Here is a 20,081-nt window from a genome sequence, read left to right as displayed (position 1 = left end):
TTTGAAAGCATGGTTTTGGGGGAAATGGTAAAACCATTGATGGAGTTCTTTTTGGGCTACCTCGTTTAGAAGATTGTATAACCTAACCGTCCCAAGCTGAAGTGCTTCTTATCATAATAATATAGGAGGGATTTTATATGGCAGAAGCAAAAAGTAAATTAAAAACAATAAACCTTGATGCAGCAGGGATTGATATTGGCTCGACTGTACATTATGTATGTGTACCTGAAGGAAGAGATGAACAACGTATCCAAAAATTTGGGTGCTTTACAGTAGATCTACACAACTTAGCAAAGTGGTTAAAAAAGTGTCAGGTTAGAACTGTAGCCATGGAGTCAACTGGAGTATATTGGATTCCCTTATTTCAAATATTAGAATCACATAAATTTGAAGTAAAATTAGTAAATGCGCGACATGTCAAAAATGTGCCTGGTAGAAAGTCTGATGTTCAAGATTGTCAATGGCTGCAACAATTGCACAGCTATGGACTGCTTCAAGGATCATTTAGACCGGATAATCAAATGTGTGTACTGCGTAGTTACGTTAGACAACGTGCTAATCTAATTGAAAATGCAGCTAAACATACTCAACGTATGCAAAAAGCGCTAATTCAAATGAATATTCAATTACACAAGGTTATTAGTCATATTACTGGGATAACTGGTATGAAAATCATTGAAGCTATAATTGAAGGCGAAAGAGATCCTGAGAAATTGGCTAAATTCAGGGATGCACGAATAAAAAATGATCAGTCTACTATAGCAAAAGCGTTAGCTGGTGATTATAGAGAGGAACACTTGTTTGTGCTAAAACAAGAATATGCAGCATATACTTTTTTTCAAGAGCAAATAACGGGATGTGATAAAAGTATAGAAAATTACTATAAAACATTTGAAACAAAGTCGAATGAGAACAGGGCATTGAATAAGACACGAAAGAGAAAACAGAAGAATAGTCCAGATTTTGCCGTAGATGAAGATTTATATCGAATAACGGGGATGGATTTTACTAGAGTTCCAGGACTTGATGTATTAAGTATACAGGCTATCATTTCAGAAACAGGTATAAATCACAATAAATGGAGGACAGAAAAGCATTTTTCTTCCTGACTCGGATTAAGTCCTGCTAATAAAATTACAGGAGGGAAAATTATTGGAACAAGAACTCGTAAAGTTGTTAATCGTGCTGCAACTGCCTTGCTACTTGCTGCTCATTGTGTATCAAGAAGCAACACTGCACTTGGTGCATACTGCAGGAGGTTAAAGAAGCGACTAGGGATACCAAAAGCGATCACTGCTACAGCAAGGAAATTAGCATGTATTTTTTATAATATGCTAAAATATGGACAAGAATATGTAGAAAAAGGAATGAACTATTATGAAACACTCTACAAAGAGAGAGTAGTCAAAAATTTGACTAAAAAAGCAAAGGAATTTGGTTATATACTAATGAAAGAGGAGCCGATAGATGAAGAAGGTTCTTAGGAGTTTCTTAGAAGATTCTTTATTCTCTTTCCAGATCCATGGCCAAAAAGAAGTCACAATAAAAGACGATTAATTAATACGGAATTTTTAAATTTATTAGCAAAAAAAATACTTATAACAGGGGAAATATTCATTGCAACCGATCATCAGGACTATGCAGAGTGGATAGCATCACATATAAAGCAGTGTAACTCTTTAATCTATAGGGAAGACGATTTCACAAGTTATACTCTTACAAAATACCACAGAAGAGCGCTCAAAGATCAGCGTAAAGTGAGGTTCTTTAAAGTAAGTGTTATTAATAATTTGCAGACTATGGATCAATAGAGTTTTTGCATATCTCTTTTACGTTAACTATAGATTAAAAATAATAAAAAAAGAGGGAGAAATAGAGTAAATTCCTTTAACTACTTCTCCTTATGAAGGAATAGACTTCTTGCATAACCCAAACTAAGTAGAAAAAAGGTATCATCCAAGTAGCCCCTTTCTCGTCATGCCGCTGCGAATCGTCATACCGCCGCGGCGCTAACACGTAGCGGGATGATGAGGCTTATCGTCATGCCACCGCGAACCGTCATACCGTCACGGTATCTCTTAGCCGCTAACAAGTAGCGGGATGACGGTTGTCAGGTTAGCTGTTATCCCAGTTTTTGACACTGGGATGACAACGAAGGGCTACTTGGATGACAGGGAAGGATGCTGGAATGAAGGTTTTTCAAATTGTCGATAAACCTAAATCTATAATAACTATTTGCCTTTTTTCTAGGTTATGCAAGAAGTCTACTGAATAACAGTAAGATTTTTCAATCCTGTTCCACAGCAAATTTTAGTGCCATGTGAGTAGTTATGGTGCTGTTAACAATCAAAATAACAAAAACTAAGATGGTGATTAGTAGTGTATAAATATTCAAGGATAAATTTTCAAATTGAGTTAGCATTTTAAAATACACAAAGGTTGGCATTATCATTGGCAAAACAAGAATTTGCGATACTCCTGATGCTAAGTTGTTTTGACCAATCATCAATGCATTTCCAGTAGCTGAAATATTAGTGATTATCAGCGTATTAAATAATAAAGACACTCCAACTGCTATTGAGTGTTCAATACTATTGCCTAGAATTGCAAAGCTGAATATGGAAGAAATTACTGAAATCGGTAACCCAAATAATAACCAGTGAGCGAAAATTTTATAAGCAACTATAAGCCTAGAAGAGAGTGGCTGTACAAAGATTTGCTCTAATATTCCATCATGATAATCAGATGTAAACAAATTATTTGTAGAAATCTGCAAAACAAATGTAGCACATATCCATGTTAATGTTAACATAACTTCTTGTTTATTGTTGTTTTTAAGTGTAAATGAAGATAAACTTAACATTATGATAAAAATACATACTATATAGGTAAAGTTCTTATCATCTATTACTAATTTTTTTACTGAGTCGATCATACTAGGCTTTTAAATGTTTATTATAAATTATAGTGTTTACTTTGAGGTAGTATAATTTTTTGTTCATAAATTATATAGGTTTTATTATTTTTTTGATAATGCAATTATGGAAAAGTTACCAAAAATAAAGTCACCAGAAGATTACACTCCTTCAGAAGATGAAGAATATATGAGCGTAAAACAACTGGAATACTTCAGCTTAAAGTTACAATCAATACTCGCTGAGTTAGAGAAACAAGAACTAGAAGATAATAGTATTGATACATACTATTCTGATGAAGATAGTGGAAACGAGGAATTAATCAAGCGTCGAAAAGATAGAAAAGAAAAAATTAAGGAGGCGTTAGAAAAAATAAAATTAGGCACTTATGGTTACTGCGATGGAACAGGAGAAGAAATAGGAGTCGAAAGACTTAAAGCTAATCCGCTTGCTATATATTGTATTGAAGAGCAAGAGAGAGTAGAAAAAGAAAAGAACGTGTACAACATTAACGATTAATTTACACATAAGTGGTGAGCCCATTGGACTTCAAGAGGAGCAAGAGGCGCTGAAGTATGTTATGCTATAAAGAAAGTGGAAAATTGGACATTCTCAACTTGACTCCTGCAGATTAAAAATTAAGTTGTATCCGTTCAGGCAATGGCGTCAACTTAAGGAAAAATATCAGCGATAGTGTATAAAATTTCTCTCCAAATTTTTTATCATTAAATTATCCAAAGAGTGCAAGGGACAGCACTTTTGTTTCTGTTTTATTTCAACAAAGAAGTCTAAAATGTGTCCTTTTTAGGTGAAATATGCAAAAAGGAAAAAACCTTATTCTACAAATTAAAAATATAATATACTCGAAAACTTTTCAGAAAATCCATTGTGTTGAGTTTTACACGAACAAGAAAACTTCCTTTTTCGACAGTATTTTCTATGATTTTAAAGTTAGTTAAAAAAAGTTTGGGAATAGAATGTGAACTTATGGAGCCATTGACATGTACCCTCAAAGCAAGCTTTTTCTAAAGCAAGATATAAGATTTGCCATACAGGCTTTCAAGAATTTAAGCATCCAAACAGCCTATCAGGATGAACCTGAGTTGGAGAGGCTATAGACTTATTGCAGCAGATGGTTCTGGTATGAGATTACCCAGCTCTGGGGAAATTGTATCCGAGTTTGAACCAAATGGAACAACAGGCACCATTGGCAATTTGTTTGTTGATTTGTGTACTTCATTGATTTGCAGTGCTCGTCTTGCAGCTTGGAATATAGGTGAACAAACGTTGGCGGCAGAGCAATTACCCGAAGTTATCACTCAAATGCGTTTATTAAATCAAGAGAAATTATTATTTATCTATGATCGTCTTCAGTAAAATTCATTCAGCAGCATTATAATTTGGAAGTAGATTTTATTTTTCGCTTGCAAAAAAGAAATTATAGTAAGCTATGGGAACGCTGGCGAATTAGATTTTGATTTTATATTAGAAAATGAAAAGCTAAAAAATAAAATGAAAGGACAGAAAGTAAGAGTTATAGTGCTGACATTAGCCAACTGAGAAACAGAGTTTTTGACCGAGACTTTGGAGCAAAGCTTATGTGTTAAGGTGGCACATAGAGGAGTGCTATAAACGACTCAAAGTAGGAGCAGAGTTAGAGAATTTTTCTGGAGAGGCTGTATTACAAGAATTTTGGGCAAACTTGGTCATGTGCAATATATTATCGCTTCATATATGTGATGCACAAGGGCCTTGGAACCCAGATCAAATTACTGAGTATCGTTTAAATTTTTCAGTTTTATTTAGTGTAATGAGACAGAAACTCTATCAGGTACTTATTGCGCCAAAAAACTTTCAAGCCCTTTTTAAGTATACGCGCTAAAGTTAAAATCCGACCGGGACAGCCGCAATAAAGTAGATAAGCCTAAACGCCATCATGTCTTTAGGAGAGTTTGCTAATGAAAGTTCTTAAGTTGACGCCATTGGCTGTTCCGATTCGTTATATGACATAAGAGCATCATATATTTCATGCAATGTATTTGAGATGTTTTTTTCCATATGTTGATTAATATGCCCATATATTGTCGTCTCTTCCGAATACTCTGTATCTTTATGTATATGATTTTGTTGCTTTAATTCTTCTCTATCTACACTCTCTATTTGCTCTGACACTAGCATAACTACCCCATATTTTACATAACGAAATAAAAAAATTCTAACTGTAGTATGCTTATATAATCTACGAAGTCAATAGTTAAATTGAAAAGTTTCGGTTATAATTTACTTCATATAGAACATGCCCTTGAATTATGCTAAAAATCGCCATAGTAGGCCTACCAAATGCTGGAAAATCGACCCTATTCAACAGATTAGTAGGAAGAAAAGCAGCAGTAGTGAGTAACATTCCAGGAGTGACAAGGGATAGGCGAGAGGGAATGGGGAGAATTAGCGATTTGGAGTTTAAAGTTATAGATACAGGAGGATGGAACGACCAAACTAATTTTTCACTACAAGTTATTGAACAAATCGAATTTTCTTTATCCAATTCAAACATAATTTTCTTTCTTGTTGATGCAAAAGTGCAAAATGAGCGAAATGAAGAGTTTGCAAAGTGGCTGAAGAGAAAAATAAATAAACCTGTAATACTAGTAGCAAATAAATGCGAGAGTCATAAATCCGAAAATGTTGATTATTTGCAGTTTTTTGATTTTCTTGGCCCGGTGTATATCTCTGCCGAGCATAATCTTGGCATGGTTGATCTTTATGATGCATTAGCTGGTGTTATTGAAAATTTTAACGAGAACACTGAGTTACCTAACAATGAACTGAGTAGGCTGAGGATCGCGATCATCGGCCGTCCGAATGTTGGAAAATCAACTTTTTTAAATGGTTTACTTGCAGAAAACAGACTAATAACAAGTTCAGAGCCAGGTACCACACGTGATTCTGTGGATATTACATATGATCATGATGGAGAGTTAATTACTCTAATTGACACTGCCGGAATCCGCAGAAAGGCGAATGTTGTAGATGGCTTAGAATCAAGATTTGTTGAGAAAAGCATGGAATCAATCAAGCGCTCTCATGTGGTAGTTTTAATGCTAGACTCCCTAGTTGGTATTGAGCAGCAGGATTTATCAATTGGTGAAGCTGCAATTAAGGGAGGGAAAGGGATTATTGTTGTTTTAAATAAGTGGGATTTAATAGGTAAGGATGACAGAAGCAGGTTAATAAAATTTGTCAAACAACAGGAAGTAACCAGGTTATTCTTGGAAGTGCCAACTATAACAATTTCTGCGTTAAAAGGCATGCGCTGCGGTGATGTGATAGATAAGTGTCTTGAAGTGAGTGAATCCTTGAACAAGAAGATCAGCACTGCAAAACTGAATAAGTGGCTCATAGATGCTGTAGGAAAACATTCTCACCCTCTTGTAAAAGGCAAAGCAGTTAAAATGAAGTATATCGCTCAAATTGGTACTAAACCTCCAGCTTTTTCTTTGATATGTAACATACCTGAAAGTGTTGATGAAAGTTACAAACGCTATTTAATTAACGATCTCAGAAAAAATTTCTTTGCAGACGGTGTGCCAGTTAGATTGCTTTTGAAAAAAAATAAAAATCCCTATGTAAAATGAATACTCTGCTTTATACTTTCAGGGATAATTTACTTAAAGTTATGTGTAATAATTCCAGAATTCCTGCAATCTTTCTGCTGTCGAGTGCCGCTGCTCTAATTTTTGCATATGTGCTAGAATATTTTTTCAACATGCTGCCATGCAAGTTATGTACATACGAGCGAATAGTTTACTATATCGCTGGATTACTTGCAGTAGCGTGCATGCTTAAAGACAACAAAATTCTAATCTATGCAATGTTTTGCAGCTACCTCATAGGTGCAGTAATATCTTTTTATCATATAGGTCTTGAACTCCACTTATTTCATGATGTTTTAGGTTGTACAGAGCAAGCAAGTAGTAACGTTAGTATAGAAGAGCTCAGAAATAATCTACTAAATCCTAATTACTCTCCATCTTGTGACAGACCTCATTACGTTCTAGGTGTTTCCTTAGCAACATGGAATCTAATTTATCTCATAGTAGCTCTGTTCGTATCAGGTAAGGTGTATTGTGGAGAAAGAAAGAAATCTAAATAATTTAAGGTACAGCAACAATCAGTTCTTGCAACAGGCAATTAGAGTAGATCACGCTGGAGAATATGGAGCTATTTGCATTTATTCTGGTCAAAAATTTATTCTTAAGAAATCTTCTATAATCAATGAAATAATTGAAATGGAAGAGCAGGAAAAAAAGCATTTTCACTATTTTAATGAGAAAATCAAAGAGCAAAAAGTTCGTCCTACTGTTTTGTTGCCTGTTTGGCGTGTTTTAGGAGTGTCGCTTGGCGTTGCAACTGCCATTATGGGCAAAAAAGCTGCTATGGCTTGCACTGCTGCAGTTGAAGAAGTTATCGGGGAGCACTACAAAGAGCAAGTTTCACATTTAGAAGATGGGGAATTAAGAGAAACTATAAGTAAATTTCGCGACGAGGAGTTAGAGCACAAAGATATTGCAATTCAGCACAATGCTGAAAGCGCATTTGGCTACAACATTTTATCATCATTCATAAAAACAGGCTGCAAAACTGCTATTTACTTGTCTAAGTTAATTTAACTAAGCAGCTTTCTTAAAGTGTTTTAAATGTTCTGATAACAACAGAAACCAGGAAGGAATTCAAGTGTAACAATTATTTTATAACTATATTTACATATCACCATTATTAATAAATAATTAGTATTTGTAAATTAAATACATCTAAAGTATAGACTGCAAAGGAGGCAAAAGTGCGTTTTAATTTAGAAGAGGGAAATGCTCTTATGTAATACCTGCCACAGGTTCACAACTGTACGAACATTCATTTTTGAAGGTAAATTGCACAGCAAATGGTGTCATTCCAGTCTGGAATCCAGAAATTTTGCTTATAACTGAGCTGATAAGCTAAAGGTAATTGTCTTACACTAAAACAAACGTTTTTAATTAAGTTGCATAGAACCAGTGTCTGGGCACTGGGATGACACCCCACTGGTGGTCCAAACTACAACGTTCGTACAGTTGTGGATTCCAGACTGGGATGACACCCTACTGATGGGCCCAAATCACAATGTTCGTACAGTTGTGGGTCAGGCTATAGGATGACAGAAGTTGACTTTATTAGCTATAGGTGGTATGACACTTAGTCAATTTAAGTAAGTAGATGATCTTAGCTACAAAAGTATTTTTTACTTCATTTGTTTTTGGGTTTATTCTTTTTCCCTATTTTATAAAGCTTCTAAAAAAAATAAGCAAAGATGGGCAACCAATTAGATCATGTGGACCAGAAAGTCATTTAATAACAAAAAAGAATGTACCACCTATGGGCGGAATAATAATACTGATTTCTTCTTTATTACCAATTTTACTCTGGGCTCAGTTAACACCAGAAATTTTGCTGCTGATATTGATAACTCTATTTTTTGCTCTACTTGGATTTATTGATGATTATTTAAAATTGAAGACAAATCACTATCGAGGTTTAAGTGCAAAAACCAAAATACTTATTCAGTTTATTGTTGCTCTGGTTGGTGTGTTTATACTTAAGCTATACTCTGCTGAATGTTTTACAAAAACGTCCCTATTTAAAGGAGTAATAATAGATTTTGGCTATCTATATGTTCCGTTTGCTGCGTTTGTAATTGTCGGCTCTTCTAATGCTGTGAATCTCACAGATGGTTTGGATGGCCTTGCTGCAACTCAAGTTATCACTTCCTTTGCTTTTTTGGGGCTAATTGCATATATAACTCAGGCAGATATGAATATTACTTTATTCTGCATTGCATTTATAGGAGCTATTCTAAGTTTCTTGTGGTTTAACACACATCCAGCAAAAATATTTATGGGTGATGTTGGTAGCTTGTCGGTAGGTGCGGCTTTAGGGTTAACTAGTGTCCTAATTAAAAGAGAAATGCTTTTTGCCATTATTGGAATAATCTTTGTAATAGAGACTCTATCTGTTATTATTCAGATATCATATTTTAAATATACAAAGTTTAAATATGGAGAAGGAAAAAGAGTTTTTCTTATGGCACCAATACATCATCACTTTGAGAAGAAGGGATGGTCAGAAAATGTAATCGTTATGAAATTTTGGATAATTTCTATTATCTGTTCAGTTTTTACTATAACTTTCTTATTATAAAAACCTATGAAATACCCAGACTTTACATTAGAAAATAAATTATCAGGAGTGATAGCAGGAGTGGATGAAGTTGGAAGAGGTCCGCTAGCTGGTCCAGTAATATCCGCAGCCGTAGTGTTTATTGATAGAAATACAATTATTGATGGAATCAACGACTCGAAAAAGTTGACTCCTCAATGTAGGCAAGTCCTATATGAAAAAATAACATCCGTTGCAAAATTTGGTATAGGAATGGCAAGCGTAGAAGAAATAAATTCATACAATATCTTGCAAGCAACAAAGCTTTCAATGAAACGTGCGTTGATAGACTTGGACCTAGAATTAGATTATGTACTAGTTGATGGTAATCAACCACCTGAAGTGAAATGGCAAGTGAAATCCATAGTAAATGGTGATAATTTGAGTACATCAATTGCAGCAGCTTCAATCGTTGCAAAAGTTACGAGAGATCGGCTTATGCAAGAATTGCATAATAAGCATCCTGAATATAATTGGTATAAAAATAAAGGATATGGGACAAAAGAGCACCTTAACGCTATTGGCCTTTATGGAATTACAGAACATCATAGAAAAAATTTTGCACCCATATCTCGGGCATTATAGCCTTTACCCTTTTTTGAAAGGTATGGTTTCATTAAATAGGCAAACTGTACTCGATCCATTCCTTAAGGTAAACACTGAACTTACCCTTTCGATTATCAGGTAGTTATCAACTGTACGGAAATTTACTAAAGACTCATATCCTGCAGAATCAACCATAAAAACTGCCGGAAAATCAGAGTTTATTTTATTGAATTGTAGATATGTAAATTTTCCGTCATCAAAAACCTTAATTGGTATTATTGACTGACTACCTTTGACGTGCGAGATGGAATAATTAAAATTTAATCCCTTCTTTACAACTTCAATATCATTGATATCAGGAATAATGGTATGACTAGCTTGTTCGAAGATATCACCGTTATTTGTTGTGTAAATCTCATCACTGCTAAATAGTGGATAAAGAAACCTTACTTCATATGCTAATCTTGGATCATCTAGTCCAGTTGCTTCTTCAGCATGAAGTTCAAAGTAATAAACTCTTTTATTGGTAATTATAGTTGCATTAGTATCGGCAATATCATCTATAGGCTTAATAAACAATCTATTACCTTGAGGAAGGAGTTGCCAACCAGTTGAATCACCCATTGAAAGGTTTTGTATTACCTCCCCTGGTTCAAACAATATACTGGACTGATAACCATAAAAACCCGTATACTTATGTATAGCTTGTGGGTTATAATTTATCACCTTTATGTGATTATCTCCAGCTATTGAACGTGGCTCCTGTTTTGCAAGTGCATCACTACCACAGAGGAACAACAGTACGGCAAACAGTAAACCAATCATAATATCAAAATAAATTAATTTTCATTTTATCATTGATAGACATGCACTGCAACTATTAAGGCACTTTCTATACTATAAACCCCAAAGCAAGCGGTAGAAAAGGCAAGAAATAAGGCAAACTCCTTAAATACTTTAGAACTACAGGAGGCTTTACCTGAACGGATATACTTGGAATCCTGCCATTTTCACTTTGTAAACATACCAAGAATTCTGTCCATTATTCCACCCATATTTGCTTCAGCTTGAGTATACTCTATTTTACCACCATGCAAGATTAGTTTAATATCTGATCCAGGTGATATATTAACAAATTTACTGCCAACAACTCCACTGCTAGTGATCAGAGCTGAACTATCAATTGGCAATTTTATGTCTTTGCTTATACACATATCGATTCGTGCTACGTAGGTAGCTTTGTCAAGTGATACACCAGTTATGCTTCCAACATCTACACCAGAGATCTTGACACTATCACCAACTCCTATACCGTTAGCGTTAGCAAAAAGACCATATATTTTATTGCAATCCTTATAGTTTTTCTTTATGTAAGATAGCTTATCAATAGCAAAGAAAATCAGAAAAATAGTGAAAATTAATACAAATAATCCAGCGGTTATTTCAAGTATATTTGACCTTCGCATCTTTAGTTATCAGGACTCCAGCTTTTATAGTAATTTTTCACTTTTTGGTTTGGATAGTATGCATCTTTTGTACCCGTTAAATTAGGAGTATGTTTTACTTTTCTTTTTTTATTATTAACTGGTACTACATTATCAGTATAGTGAAGCCATATATGCCATTCCGGAGGCACTGTTGTAGGCTCAGAGACACTGCTATACATAACCCACCTTTTTCCTTTACTTGATTCATAGTAAGAATTTCCATTTTCATCTCTTCCTACAAATTTATCTTCTCTTCGTAATAGGCGTTTTATTGCGTTACAAATTTTAGATAACATAAGGGTATTAAAACAAAAAGTATTATATATACTAATACTTTAACGATATATTAACAACAATTTAATGCAATTACCAATTTTACAAGTTATTATCCCAATAATTGCATCAATGTTTTGCTTTCTTGCCAAGAAACACAAGGTATCTTGGTTTATTTCTTTTATTGCAACAACAATCACTCTTATCATTTCATCAATACTACTCATTAAAACATATAAAGGCGAAATTATAACTTATCACCTTGGGGATTGGGCTCCCCCGTACGGCATAGAGTTAAGAATCGACGTGTTGAACTCCTTGATTCTAACTTTGGTGAATTTTATAGCGCTGATTAGCGTGCTTTATAGCTTTTATATTAACGAAAAAGAAATTAGCAAAAACAAAATCACTGGTTTTTACTCTCTATTTCTACTGTGCTTAAGCGGACTGTTCGGGATTCTAGTAACAAACGACATATTTAACCTTTACGTTTTCTTGGAAATTTCATCTCTTTCTTCTTATGTATTAGTTTCAATGGGAAGGGATAAAAAAGCCTTGGTTGCAGCATTTGAATATCTAATTAGTGGAACAATAGGCGCAACATTTTATTTATTTGGCATCGGGCTCTTGTATTCAATGACTGGAACGCTCAATATGTCTGACATGGCTGAAAGAATAGTTCCATTACACGATAACAACATCATAAAACTTGGCACGTTGTTCATTTTTATTGGTCTCTCAATCAAAATGGCACTGTTTCCATTAAGCAGGTGGCTGGTTAATGCATATAGTGAGGCGCCAAGTTTCATTAGCATATTCTTTTCAGGCACAGTGACAAAAGTGATGATATATGTTTTCATCAGAATCTTTTATACTGTTTTTCATCAAAATTTCTTCTTATTTAAACCATCACTAAGCAACGTGATAATTATCCTCGCACTTTGCGCTGTTATATTTGGGTCGATATTTGCAATAACCGCAAAAGACATAAAAAGACTGCTTGCTCACTCTAGTATTAGCCAAATTGGTTATATAATTTTAGCACTGAGTTTTAACTCAAAAACAGGTGTATTTGCAGCAATTCTTCACATAGTAAACCACAGCATAATAAAAACATCTTTATTTATGGCTGCAGGATGTATTTCTTACAAATTTGATACAACAAAAATAGAGAATTTATCGGGACTCAAGAAATCAATGCCTTATACAGCACTTGCGTTCACTCTACTCAGTTTAGCATTAATCGGTGTGCCTTTAACAAATGGCTTTGTAAGCAAGTGGTATATAATGAAAGCAATTATCGAATCTCATGCGTGGATTTCCCTTGTAACATTTGCTGCTGGCTCTTTCCTTGCATTGATATATATGTGGAAGATGGTAGAGAAAATGTATTTTGAAAATGATGCAACGTCACGCACTGGAATGACACCGGACAAAATTAATGATGTGCCATTTCCTATGCTTTTCTGTCTATTGTTTATGGCAGTTTTAACAGTAGTAACTGGAATATATAGCACTCCAATTCGGTTAGTAGTTGAGAAGTTGGTTTTTTGATTTTTATCTTTGTTTCATATTTTACTATACTTTAAGGTTATAAGGTCTTTATTGTGGATAGACTGAAGAAGATTCATTGGTTGTTAGTCATTAACGTGATAGCGCTGTTTTGCGTTGGCATTGTTGTTCAATACTCTTCTGCTGGAGGAAAGTGGGTGCCATTTGCGATTCACCAACTGGTCATATTCTCCTTCTTTTTCCTACTTGCTATAGCTATGTCATTCATAGAGCTAGATTTTTATTTGAAGCACGCCTACTTTTTTTATGTAGCAGCAGTGATTTCGCTATTAGTAGTGAATTTTTTTGGCTCACACATAATGGGTGCAACAAGGTGGATAAGAATTGGATCAATTAGTTTGCAACCATCAGAATTTGCAAAAGTAGGCTTAATACTTGCGCTTGCTCGCTATTTTGATAAGCAGAGTGTATATAAAATGATGGAATTTAAAAGATTGCTTAAGGCACTTATAATTATTTTCTTACCCGTGTTCTTGGTGTTAAAGCAACCTAATTTAGGCACAGCTGTGATAATGTTATTTATAGGGATATCAATTATATTCACAGCAATAATAAAAAGATCTCATTCGGTAATATGTGGAACGCTTGGCATTTTTGCAGTACCGGCTATTTGGCCTTTTTTACGTCCTTATCACAAGCAAAGGATATTGTCGTTTTTGGATTCATCAGTGGATCCACTTGGAATAGGTTATAATGCGCAGCAATCTCAGATAGCTATTGGTTCAGGAGGTTTGCTTGGTAAGGGCTTTGTTAACGGAAGTCAAACTCAACTTGGATTTTTGCCGGAGAAACGTACAGATTTTGCTTTTGCAGTGCTGAGTGAGGAATGGGGATTTTTAGGTAGCATGGCTTTAATTTTGCTTTATACCTCATTACTTGGCATAATTTTCTCTATCGCTTATAGGTCGAAAAATTATTTTTCTAAGTCGGTATCTATCGGCATTTTCGCCTTTTTTAGTGCTCATTTCTTTATAAACATCGGAATGACAATGGGCCTCTTACCTGTGATAGGCGACCCATTGCCATTTCTGTCCTATGGAGGAAGTACAACTGCTGCAAGCTTAATATGCATAGGATTATTGCTGGCAATAAAAGCAGATGAACAACAAAATGCTTGTATTTTACCTATGCTAAAGTAAAATTAAATTTTACTTAATAGTTTTTATGCTAGATGAAATGCGTGAGGAATGTGGGGTATTTGGCATAAGTTGCAACCAAAGTGCTGCTTTTAACTCTATACTTGCTCTCCACGCTTTGCAGCATAGAGGTCAAGAGTCTTTTGGCGTAGTAACCAGTAACAACGATAAGCTGCACTCTTATCACTTTCAAGGTCAAGTGAGCAGCGTATTTGATGATATAGATGAAATAAAGAAATCCTTACCTGGAGATTGTGCAATAGGTCATGTTCGATACTCAACAAGTGGTAATAAATTTGGAGTGCAGCCCATGTTTAGCAAAAGTGGAAAATTTGGGGATTTCGCCATAGCACATAATGGTAATTTAATTAATATTTCTCCGATACGCGAACAATTGATTAAACAAGAGTGCGTTTTTCAGTCAGATATTGATACAGAAGTAGTAGTGCATCTGACAGCAAGCGGTGAAAAAGATAGCTTTTTAGAGAGTTTTATATATGCATTAAAGCAAATACAAGGTGCTTATTCTTTTGTTGCAATCAATCAAGAAGTAGTTATTGGAGTACGTGATTCATCTGGAATCAGGCCTCTTGTTTTAGGAAAGTTAAACGGTTCTTACGTTCTTGCATCTGAAACTTGTGCTCTTGATATAATAAATGCAGAGTTTGTTAGAGAAATAGAACCAGGCGAATTAGTTACCATCAGTTCGGGTAGTAAGCTAGCCTCAATGTTTCCTTTCCCACAGCAAAAATCAAGTTTTTGTATTTTTGAATACGTTTATTTTTCAAGACCAGACAGCATAATGGAGAATAGGTCTATATACGATACAAGAAAAGAAATAGGAAGAATACTTGCAGAAGAGAGCCCACCAAAAAACAATGTAGATATGGTTGTACCAATACCTGATTCTGGAATACCTGCAGCTATTGGATATGCAAAGCATTCAGGATTACCTATGGAACTGGGAATAATTCGTAATCATTACATAGGAAGAACTTTTATACAACCAACCGCTGAAGTACGTAAAGTTAGAATAAAATTAAAATTCAATGCTAATAAGCACACTTTGAAAGGTAAAAACATAATTTTAATAGATGATAGTATAGTGCGTGGTAGTACGTTAACAAATATAATAGTTATGCTAAAGGATGCAGGAGTAAAAGAGATTCACCTCAAAATTTCAAGCCCACCAATTAAGCATTCTTGTTTTTATGGAATAGATACGCCAGAGTGCAAAGATTTAATTGCTGCAAATAAATCTGTAGAGGAAATTAAGGAAGTTATAGGAGTAGATAGCCTAGCCTTCTTGAGTATTGATGGATTATATCAGGCTGTTAAAGGAGAAGTGCGTAACAATGCTACACCACAATATTGTGATGCTTGTTTCACTGGTGATTATCCAATTGGCAAATAGTCTACGCAAGATCTTAAGTTTTTAAACCGCCAAAATTTCTCTTGGCCTTTACTAATTCCGATTCTCGGAGTGCACACATAATCTGGTTTGAGGTGAGATTCATAAACACAAAATTCGTGGCTTATAGTAAGGTCCTGTTTGTTATGTTCTTTTGTAATATTTAATCTTTTACACAATATTCCTGGCCCACCTAAATTTGCCTCAAGCGGTTCAATGAGCTTTAATCCCCGTATTAACACTGCTGCTGGGAACCCTTCTGCTTCTGTTACAATATTTAAACAGTAATACATTCCATATATAAAGTACACATATGAAAACCCCGGCATACCAAACATTACTGAGGTTCGGTTAGTATAACCCTTAGCTGCATGACAAGCTGGGTCACTCATTCCTATATAGGCTTCAACTTCGGTTATTATTCCACTAAAGTTAGAAAATTTCAGCATCTTTCCTAGTAACTCCCCGGCTACAACCAAAGTTGGCCGCTCGTAGAAATTTCTTGGTAGTATTGTGTTGCTCATCATAAAAGTATAAGTTACTTGCAGATGCAAGCAACTTATACTGAATTTTCACTACTTTACCTATTTTGAAGCAGCAGGAGCTTGATGCTTTTGTGATGCGCCGCTCAAGTCTTCTACATTTGTTGAATGCTGCTCCAAAAATTTTACTTCTTCAGAGCTTTGTTGTAATTGTGTTTGTGGCAATTGTGATGCTAACACTTCATGTAAAGGCTTTGCTTCATATTGCCTTCCTACTTTTACTTCTTTATGTGCAGCTAATTGCTCCATAGTAACACCATTACCCTCAATAAGTTCTACGGAGCCATTATCATGAATATTAATTTTAATATTACATTCTTTTCCTTGAGCATTCCACTTTAAAGTCATTTGATATGACCCATTAGCTACTTCATAAATTCTTGTTCCATGTTCATCAACCCGGCAACGTAGCCCCCTTGCTTTACTTTGAGGTAGCAATAATGTAATTGCTTTCACGCCATATTGTTTACACAAATCGTTATTTAGAATGTCACTCATGCTTATTTCTTTTGTATTACTACCTATCGCAATTCTTACGGCAGGCTCAATAATATTATCTTCATTTTTGCTTTCTTTAAGTTTTATAAATTCTATATGAGGTTGTCCGGAAACAAGTAAAAGGCTATAATATCTGAAATTTTAGTACGGGGTAAAGATGAGAAAAAAGTATCCAACAGATCTAAGCGAAAGGGAATGGGCAAGAATAGAAAAACACTTCAGAGTATCATACAAGAAAGGAGGAAGGCCGCCAAAGTATAGCAAAAGAGAAATATTAGAAGCAATTTTCTATGTATTGCGTACAGGGTGTCAATGGCGGTATTTACCAAATGATTTTCCGCTATGGAAGACTGTGTATGAGCAGTTCAGGCAATGGAAGAAGCAGGGAATTTTTGAGAAAATGAATTATGAAATTACAAAATATAGTAGAAGAAAAATAGGAAGGAATGAGCAGCCGAGTGCCTGTATAGTAGATAGTCAATCTGTAAAGACTACAGAAAAGGGGGGATCAAAGGCTATGATGGAAGTAAAAAAGTAAAGGGTAGAAAAAGGCATATAATTACAGACACTCAGGGTTTTATACTAGGTTGTTACGTAGGCGCTGCTAACGAAAATGATAGAGATGGTATTAAAATAGCATTAAACAATATGAGAACAAAATATACTAAAGTTAAAAAAATGTGGGCTGACATGGGATACCAAGGAAGAAATTTAAAGAATCACATAAAGGAAGAATATGACATAGATATTGAAATTGTTAAAAGGCCTCCATGTAGATTTTGGGTGCACAAAGATACGCCACCTGAGCTACTACCAACAAGAGAACAAGGGTTTAAAGTACAGCCAAGAAGATGGGTTGTAGAAAGGACTTTTGCTTGGGTTAATAGGAATAGAAGGCTATCGAAGGAGTATGATTTACTCACAACATCCACTGAGAATTTCATATACCTAGCTATGAGTAGGGTTATGTTAAAGAGGGAATATGCTTGAATTTACTAGTTTCCGGACAACCTCTATCATTATTTTCTATATTTTTAGATATCTCTTCTTTAATTTGTTCAGCAATTTTGCCTATAATGTTCTTACCACCATATTTATTCTCATCCCGAGCAGTATATGTACATATACCATTACTATCCTTATGAATATAAGGTTTTGGTTTCTTTTTATTAGTGGTATTAGTAGAAGTGTTGTTCTGCATTATAAAGAACTCATTCCATTCTTCTGCATTATTAAGAGTGACGTATTTAGGTACATTCTCATCTAGTGTTGATTTAGGTACATTTTTAGTATCCGAAATCGAATTATTATCAGAAGGACTGATATTTAGATTAGAAGAAGTTTCAATTAAAGATACAGTTTCAGTGCTATTAGTTAACATATATGCCTCCATTATTTTTAATATATAAATGTTAGCATGTAGATACCACGCCAATTAGTCAATATAAATTATGATGTTTAATGTTGAAAGCTCAAATACTCCTTTGCTTGATCGGTTAGAACGCGCCCTCTTGGTGTGCGCTTTACAAAACTAATTTTGATTAAATAAGGTTCTACTGTTTCTTCAATATTGCCAACATCTTCGGATAGCGCAATAGATATGGTGTCAATTCCAACAGGGCCTGAAGTGTTGAATAAAAATCTTAGATAATTCATATCAAGTTTATTGAGTCCCATTTTATCTACACCCAATTTTAGTAATACAGAATCAGCGACTTCATAAGTAATTTTTTTATCATCTTTCACTTCAACAAAATCCCTTATTCTTCTGAGTAACCTCAAAGCAATTCTTGGAGTGCCGCGCGCACGGCAGGCAATTTCCCGTGCTGCATCCTCTTCAATTTCAGCAGAAAGAACTCTTGCGCCTCTTTTTATAATATTAACCAGCTCCTCAAAGGAATAAAACTCAAGATGCAAAGGAATGCCAAAACGATCTCTGAGTGGCGCAGAAAGTAATCCAAGCCGTGTTGTTGCTCCAATTAGCGTAAATGGTGGTAGATCTATCCTTAAAGTGCGAGTAGATGGACCTTCACCTACTAATATGTCCAGGCAAAAATCTTCCATAGCAGTATATAAAACTTCTTCGATGCTGCGATTTAATCTATGAATTTCGTCGATAAATAGAACATCTTTTGCATTTAAAGTGGTAAGCACTGCGGCCAAATCTCCAGCTTTACTAAGTAAAGGACCAGAAGTTGCGCGAAAGCTAACTCTTAATTCTTTAGAAACAATTTGTGCTAAAGTTGTTTTGCCAAGCCCTGGAGGACCATATAATAAAACGTGATCTAAAGCTTCAGTTCTCGTCTGTGCAGCGTTTATAAACACTTTTAAATTTTGTATTAAGTCTTTTTGCCCGACAAAATCATCAAGTTGTTCAGGCCTGATGTTGATATTGTGCACATCTTCAGTATATTCTTTACCGCACGATATTGATTTCATAGTATTGAAAGCTCCTTAAGCGCCATGCGAATAATATCCTTAGTGTCCAGATTTGGCCTGTATTTTTTTATCGTATCATAAGCTTTCATTTTTTCATACCCAAGATTGATCAATGCTGAAAGGGCATCTTCATTAATTGGATGAAAATTATTGTTATTTATTTCTAGTTTACTCACTTTGCCACTCAATTCAGTGATGATTCGATTTATGAGTTTCAGGCCAAGTCCGCTCATCTTGAGTGCTACTTTATCTTCATTCATAATTGCCAAAAATAGCTGTTCTGGAGTTAATTTGCCCAAAATTGACATTGCAGTTTTATAGCTAACGCCGCTTACTTTAACTAGCAACCTCAAGCACTGCTGTTCTTCTTCGCTTATAAAACCATATAGCTGAGTAGTGTTTTCTCTGTTATTTGCATAGGTTTCGATAAGTAATTTGATTCTACTTCCAATTGCACAAGCACTTAAAGTTTTGGCTGAAAGATACACCATATAGCCAACATCATTCACATTCAGGATTATGTGATCACTGCGCACTTCATCAACTATTCCGCTTAGATTTCCTATCATTTTTAACACTATATAGAGTTCAGTTTAAATACTCCCGGATCTTAGGTCAAGCAAACGAACATTATAACAGGGAAACGTGGCTAAAAAACCACTTGACAAACTCCGCCAGCCCCCTTATCATAAACACTGAAGCTATTTATTTATCTTCTCTGTACAGATTAAATGACAAAAAAACTCACGTATCTGGCGTATCATGTTTAATTTTTTGCACTATGTGCACCTTATGTCTTATAAAATTTCTACCTACATAAGCTGAAACGCGCTTATAAAGCGTTTAAAACATAAAAAAACGCCAACTTAAAAAATGGATAGTGAATAACTAGCTACCCTAGGGTTTCTTTTGCCTTTTTTTCTGTTTAGTAAATTTCTTAACGTTTATAATTTAGATTAGTTGCGGTTTAAAAGTAGCTGAATCGCGGTTATTAAGTGTTTAGAATAAAAAAA

20 protein-coding genes and 3 pseudogenes are annotated in these 20,081 nt (G+C 34.8%); 13 read left to right on the top strand and 10 right to left on the bottom strand.

The window, feature by feature from the left end:
- Positions 1-137: 137 nt before the first annotated feature.
- Positions 138-1,484 (top strand): annotated as a pseudogene (locus OOK90_RS00585) (IS110 family RNA-guided transposase).
- 6 nt (positions 1,485-1,490) lie between these two features.
- Positions 1,491-1,811, top strand: a pseudogene (locus OOK90_RS00580) (class I SAM-dependent methyltransferase); the annotation flags it as partial.
- Between the two features lie 476 nt (positions 1,812-2,287).
- Here the strand turns inward: OOK90_RS00580 and OOK90_RS00575 are convergent.
- Positions 2,288-2,935, bottom strand: a complete 648-nt coding sequence (locus OOK90_RS00575) for a heme exporter protein CcmB (RefSeq protein ID WP_010963039.1) — start codon at positions 2,933-2,935, stop codon at positions 2,288-2,290.
- Positions 2,936-3,041: 106 nt separating this feature from the next.
- On the opposite strand from OOK90_RS00575, the gene OOK90_RS00570 reads away from it, so the two are divergent.
- Entirely contained in the window at positions 3,042-3,434 is a 393-nt protein-coding gene (locus OOK90_RS00570) for a TraR/DksA family transcriptional regulator (RefSeq protein WP_010963040.1), read from the top strand.
- 296 nt (positions 3,435-3,730) lie between these two features.
- Positions 3,731-4,874 (top strand): annotated as a pseudogene (locus OOK90_RS00565) (transposase).
- Between the two features lie 9 nt (positions 4,875-4,883).
- Here the strand turns inward: OOK90_RS00565 and OOK90_RS00560 are convergent.
- The gene (locus OOK90_RS00560) at positions 4,884-5,093 is read right to left on the bottom strand and encodes a hypothetical protein (RefSeq protein ID WP_010081834.1); all 210 of its coding nucleotides are present in this window, start codon (positions 5,091-5,093) and stop codon (positions 4,884-4,886) included.
- 131 nt (positions 5,094-5,224) lie between these two features.
- Here OOK90_RS00560 and der point away from each other — a divergent pair, with 131 nt between their 5' ends.
- The 5 genes from der (at position 5,225) to OOK90_RS00535 (ending at position 9,749) form a co-directional block, all read left to right on the top strand.
- Positions 5,225-6,550, top strand: a complete 1,326-nt coding sequence (gene der, locus OOK90_RS00555) for a ribosome biogenesis GTPase Der (protein WP_010963041.1) — start codon at positions 5,225-5,227, stop codon at positions 6,548-6,550.
- Positions 6,547-7,068, top strand: a complete 522-nt coding sequence (locus OOK90_RS00550) for a disulfide bond formation protein B (protein WP_010963042.1) — start codon at positions 6,547-6,549, stop codon at positions 7,066-7,068. Before der ends, OOK90_RS00550 begins: the two co-directional genes overlap by 4 nt.
- Complete coding sequence (locus OOK90_RS00545; RefSeq protein ID WP_006279362.1) at positions 7,043-7,585, top strand: demethoxyubiquinone hydroxylase family protein; 543 nt, start codon at positions 7,043-7,045, stop codon at positions 7,583-7,585. Before OOK90_RS00550 ends, OOK90_RS00545 begins: the two co-directional genes overlap by 26 nt.
- Before the next feature lie 580 nt (positions 7,586-8,165).
- Entirely contained in the window at positions 8,166-9,146 is a 981-nt protein-coding gene (gene mraY, locus OOK90_RS00540; protein WP_209472500.1) for a phospho-N-acetylmuramoyl-pentapeptide-transferase, read from the top strand.
- 6 nt (positions 9,147-9,152) lie between these two features.
- Positions 9,153-9,749 carry a ribonuclease HII gene (locus tag OOK90_RS00535; RefSeq protein WP_010082329.1) on the top strand — a complete coding sequence of 199 codons (597 nt, stop codon included), beginning with the start codon at positions 9,153-9,155 and terminating at the stop codon, positions 9,747-9,749.
- Positions 9,750-9,752: 3 nt separating this feature from the next.
- Here OOK90_RS00535 and virB9 read toward each other — a convergent pair whose 3' ends face one another.
- The 3 genes from virB9 to OOK90_RS00520 form a co-directional block, all read right to left on the bottom strand.
- Positions 9,753-10,535, bottom strand: a complete 783-nt coding sequence (gene virB9, locus OOK90_RS00530; protein ID WP_010082330.1) for a P-type conjugative transfer protein VirB9 — start codon at positions 10,533-10,535, stop codon at positions 9,753-9,755.
- A 185-nt stretch (positions 10,536-10,720) separates the two neighbouring features.
- Positions 10,721-11,176: an outer membrane lipid asymmetry maintenance protein MlaD gene (mlaD, locus tag OOK90_RS00525; protein WP_010082331.1), complete on the bottom strand. Its 456-nt coding sequence runs from the start codon at positions 11,174-11,176 to the stop codon at positions 10,721-10,723.
- A 2-nt stretch (positions 11,177-11,178) separates the two neighbouring features.
- Positions 11,179-11,493 (bottom strand): NADH-ubiquinone oxidoreductase subunit NDUFA12 family protein, encoded by a 315-nt coding sequence (locus OOK90_RS00520; RefSeq protein ID WP_007548590.1) that lies wholly within the window; start codon positions 11,491-11,493, stop codon positions 11,179-11,181.
- Positions 11,494-11,557: 64 nt separating this feature from the next.
- On the opposite strand from OOK90_RS00520, the gene OOK90_RS00515 reads away from it, so the two are divergent.
- From OOK90_RS00515 to purF, 3 genes are read left to right on the top strand one after another with little or no spacing between them, the layout of a single operon-like run.
- A complete protein-coding gene (locus tag OOK90_RS00515) occupies positions 11,558-13,024 on the top strand; it encodes a proton-conducting transporter transmembrane domain-containing protein (protein ID WP_264705939.1) in 1,467 nt (488 codons plus the stop codon).
- A gap of 53 nt (positions 13,025-13,077) precedes the next feature.
- Positions 13,078-14,181, top strand: a complete 1,104-nt coding sequence (gene rodA / locus OOK90_RS00510; protein WP_253303503.1) for a rod shape-determining protein RodA — start codon at positions 13,078-13,080, stop codon at positions 14,179-14,181.
- 25 nt (positions 14,182-14,206) lie between these two features.
- Entirely contained in the window at positions 14,207-15,592 is a 1,386-nt protein-coding gene (gene purF, locus OOK90_RS00505; RefSeq protein ID WP_010082377.1) for an amidophosphoribosyltransferase, read from the top strand.
- Here the strand turns inward: purF and OOK90_RS00500 are convergent.
- Positions 15,574-16,113: a DNA-3-methyladenine glycosylase gene (locus OOK90_RS00500; protein WP_038199418.1), complete on the bottom strand. Its 540-nt coding sequence runs from the start codon at positions 16,111-16,113 to the stop codon at positions 15,574-15,576. The two genes, purF and OOK90_RS00500, sit on opposite strands and share 19 nt — an antisense overlap.
- A 60-nt stretch (positions 16,114-16,173) precedes the next feature.
- Positions 16,174-16,629, bottom strand: a complete 456-nt coding sequence (locus tag OOK90_RS00495) for a hypothetical protein (protein ID WP_264705938.1) — start codon at positions 16,627-16,629, stop codon at positions 16,174-16,176.
- A 157-nt stretch (positions 16,630-16,786) separates the two neighbouring features.
- Between OOK90_RS00495 and OOK90_RS00490 the strand changes: the two genes are divergently transcribed.
- A protein-coding gene (locus OOK90_RS00490; protein WP_094189578.1) for an IS5-like element ISWpi1 family transposase occupies positions 16,787-17,619 on the top strand; the annotation gives its coding sequence in 2 pieces (ribosomal slippage) (positions 16,787-17,156 and positions 17,156-17,619; 834 coding nt in all).
- Here the strand turns inward: OOK90_RS00490 and OOK90_RS00485 are convergent.
- The 3 genes from OOK90_RS00485 to ruvA form a co-directional block, all read right to left on the bottom strand.
- Entirely contained in the window at positions 17,594-18,010 is a 417-nt protein-coding gene (locus OOK90_RS00485) for a hypothetical protein (protein WP_264705937.1), read from the bottom strand. The genes OOK90_RS00490 and OOK90_RS00485 overlap by 26 nt on opposite strands.
- Before the next feature lie 77 nt (positions 18,011-18,087).
- Entirely contained in the window at positions 18,088-19,068 is a 981-nt protein-coding gene (gene ruvB, locus OOK90_RS00480) for a Holliday junction branch migration DNA helicase RuvB (protein WP_264705936.1), read from the bottom strand.
- Positions 19,065-19,637 (bottom strand): Holliday junction branch migration protein RuvA, encoded by a 573-nt coding sequence (ruvA, locus tag OOK90_RS00475; protein WP_209472514.1) that lies wholly within the window; start codon positions 19,635-19,637, stop codon positions 19,065-19,067. Before ruvA ends, ruvB begins: the two co-directional genes overlap by 4 nt.
- Positions 19,638-20,081 lie beyond the last annotated feature (444 nt).

Source organism: Wolbachia endosymbiont (group A) of Ancistrocerus nigricornis, from assembly GCF_947250785.1.
GTDB lineage: Bacteria > Pseudomonadota > Alphaproteobacteria > Rickettsiales > Anaplasmataceae > Wolbachia > Wolbachia pipientis.
The sequence above is the reverse complement of the archived record's forward strand: the minus strand, read 5'-3'. Positions and strand labels throughout refer to the sequence as shown.

Coding starts and splice junctions, on each gene's coding strand:
- OOK90_RS00575 (WP_010963039.1), bottom strand. CDS start 2,935: ATGATCGACTCAGTAAAAAAATTAGTAATAGATGATAAGAACTTTACC.
- OOK90_RS00570 (WP_010963040.1), top strand. CDS start 3,042: ATGGAAAAGTTACCAAAAATAAAGTCACCAGAAGATTACACTCCTTCA.
- OOK90_RS00560 (WP_010081834.1), bottom strand. CDS start 5,093: ATGCTAGTGTCAGAGCAAATAGAGAGTGTAGATAGAGAAGAATTAAAG.
- der (WP_010963041.1), top strand. CDS start 5,225: ATGCTAAAAATCGCCATAGTAGGCCTACCAAATGCTGGAAAATCGACC.
- OOK90_RS00550 (WP_010963042.1), top strand. CDS start 6,547: ATGAATACTCTGCTTTATACTTTCAGGGATAATTTACTTAAAGTTATG.
- mraY (WP_209472500.1), top strand. CDS start 8,166: ATGATCTTAGCTACAAAAGTATTTTTTACTTCATTTGTTTTTGGGTTT.
- OOK90_RS00535 (WP_010082329.1), top strand. CDS start 9,153: ATGAAATACCCAGACTTTACATTAGAAAATAAATTATCAGGAGTGATA.
- virB9 (WP_010082330.1), bottom strand. CDS start 10,535: ATGATTGGTTTACTGTTTGCCGTACTGTTGTTCCTCTGTGGTAGTGAT.
- mlaD (WP_010082331.1), bottom strand. CDS start 11,176: ATGCGAAGGTCAAATATACTTGAAATAACCGCTGGATTATTTGTATTA.
- OOK90_RS00520 (WP_007548590.1), bottom strand. CDS start 11,493: ATGTTATCTAAAATTTGTAACGCAATAAAACGCCTATTACGAAGAGAA.
- OOK90_RS00515 (WP_264705939.1), top strand. CDS start 11,558: ATGCAATTACCAATTTTACAAGTTATTATCCCAATAATTGCATCAATG.
- purF (WP_010082377.1), top strand. CDS start 14,207: ATGCTAGATGAAATGCGTGAGGAATGTGGGGTATTTGGCATAAGTTGC.
- OOK90_RS00500 (WP_038199418.1), bottom strand. CDS start 16,113: ATGAGCAACACAATACTACCAAGAAATTTCTACGAGCGGCCAACTTTG.
- OOK90_RS00495 (WP_264705938.1), bottom strand. CDS start 16,629: ATGAGTGACATTCTAAATAACGATTTGTGTAAACAATATGGCGTGAAA.
- OOK90_RS00485 (WP_264705937.1), bottom strand. CDS start 18,010: ATGTTAACTAATAGCACTGAAACTGTATCTTTAATTGAAACTTCTTCT.
- ruvB (WP_264705936.1), bottom strand. CDS start 19,068: ATGAAATCAATATCGTGCGGTAAAGAATATACTGAAGATGTGCACAAT.
- ruvA (WP_209472514.1), bottom strand. CDS start 19,637: ATGATAGGAAATCTAAGCGGAATAGTTGATGAAGTGCGCAGTGATCAC.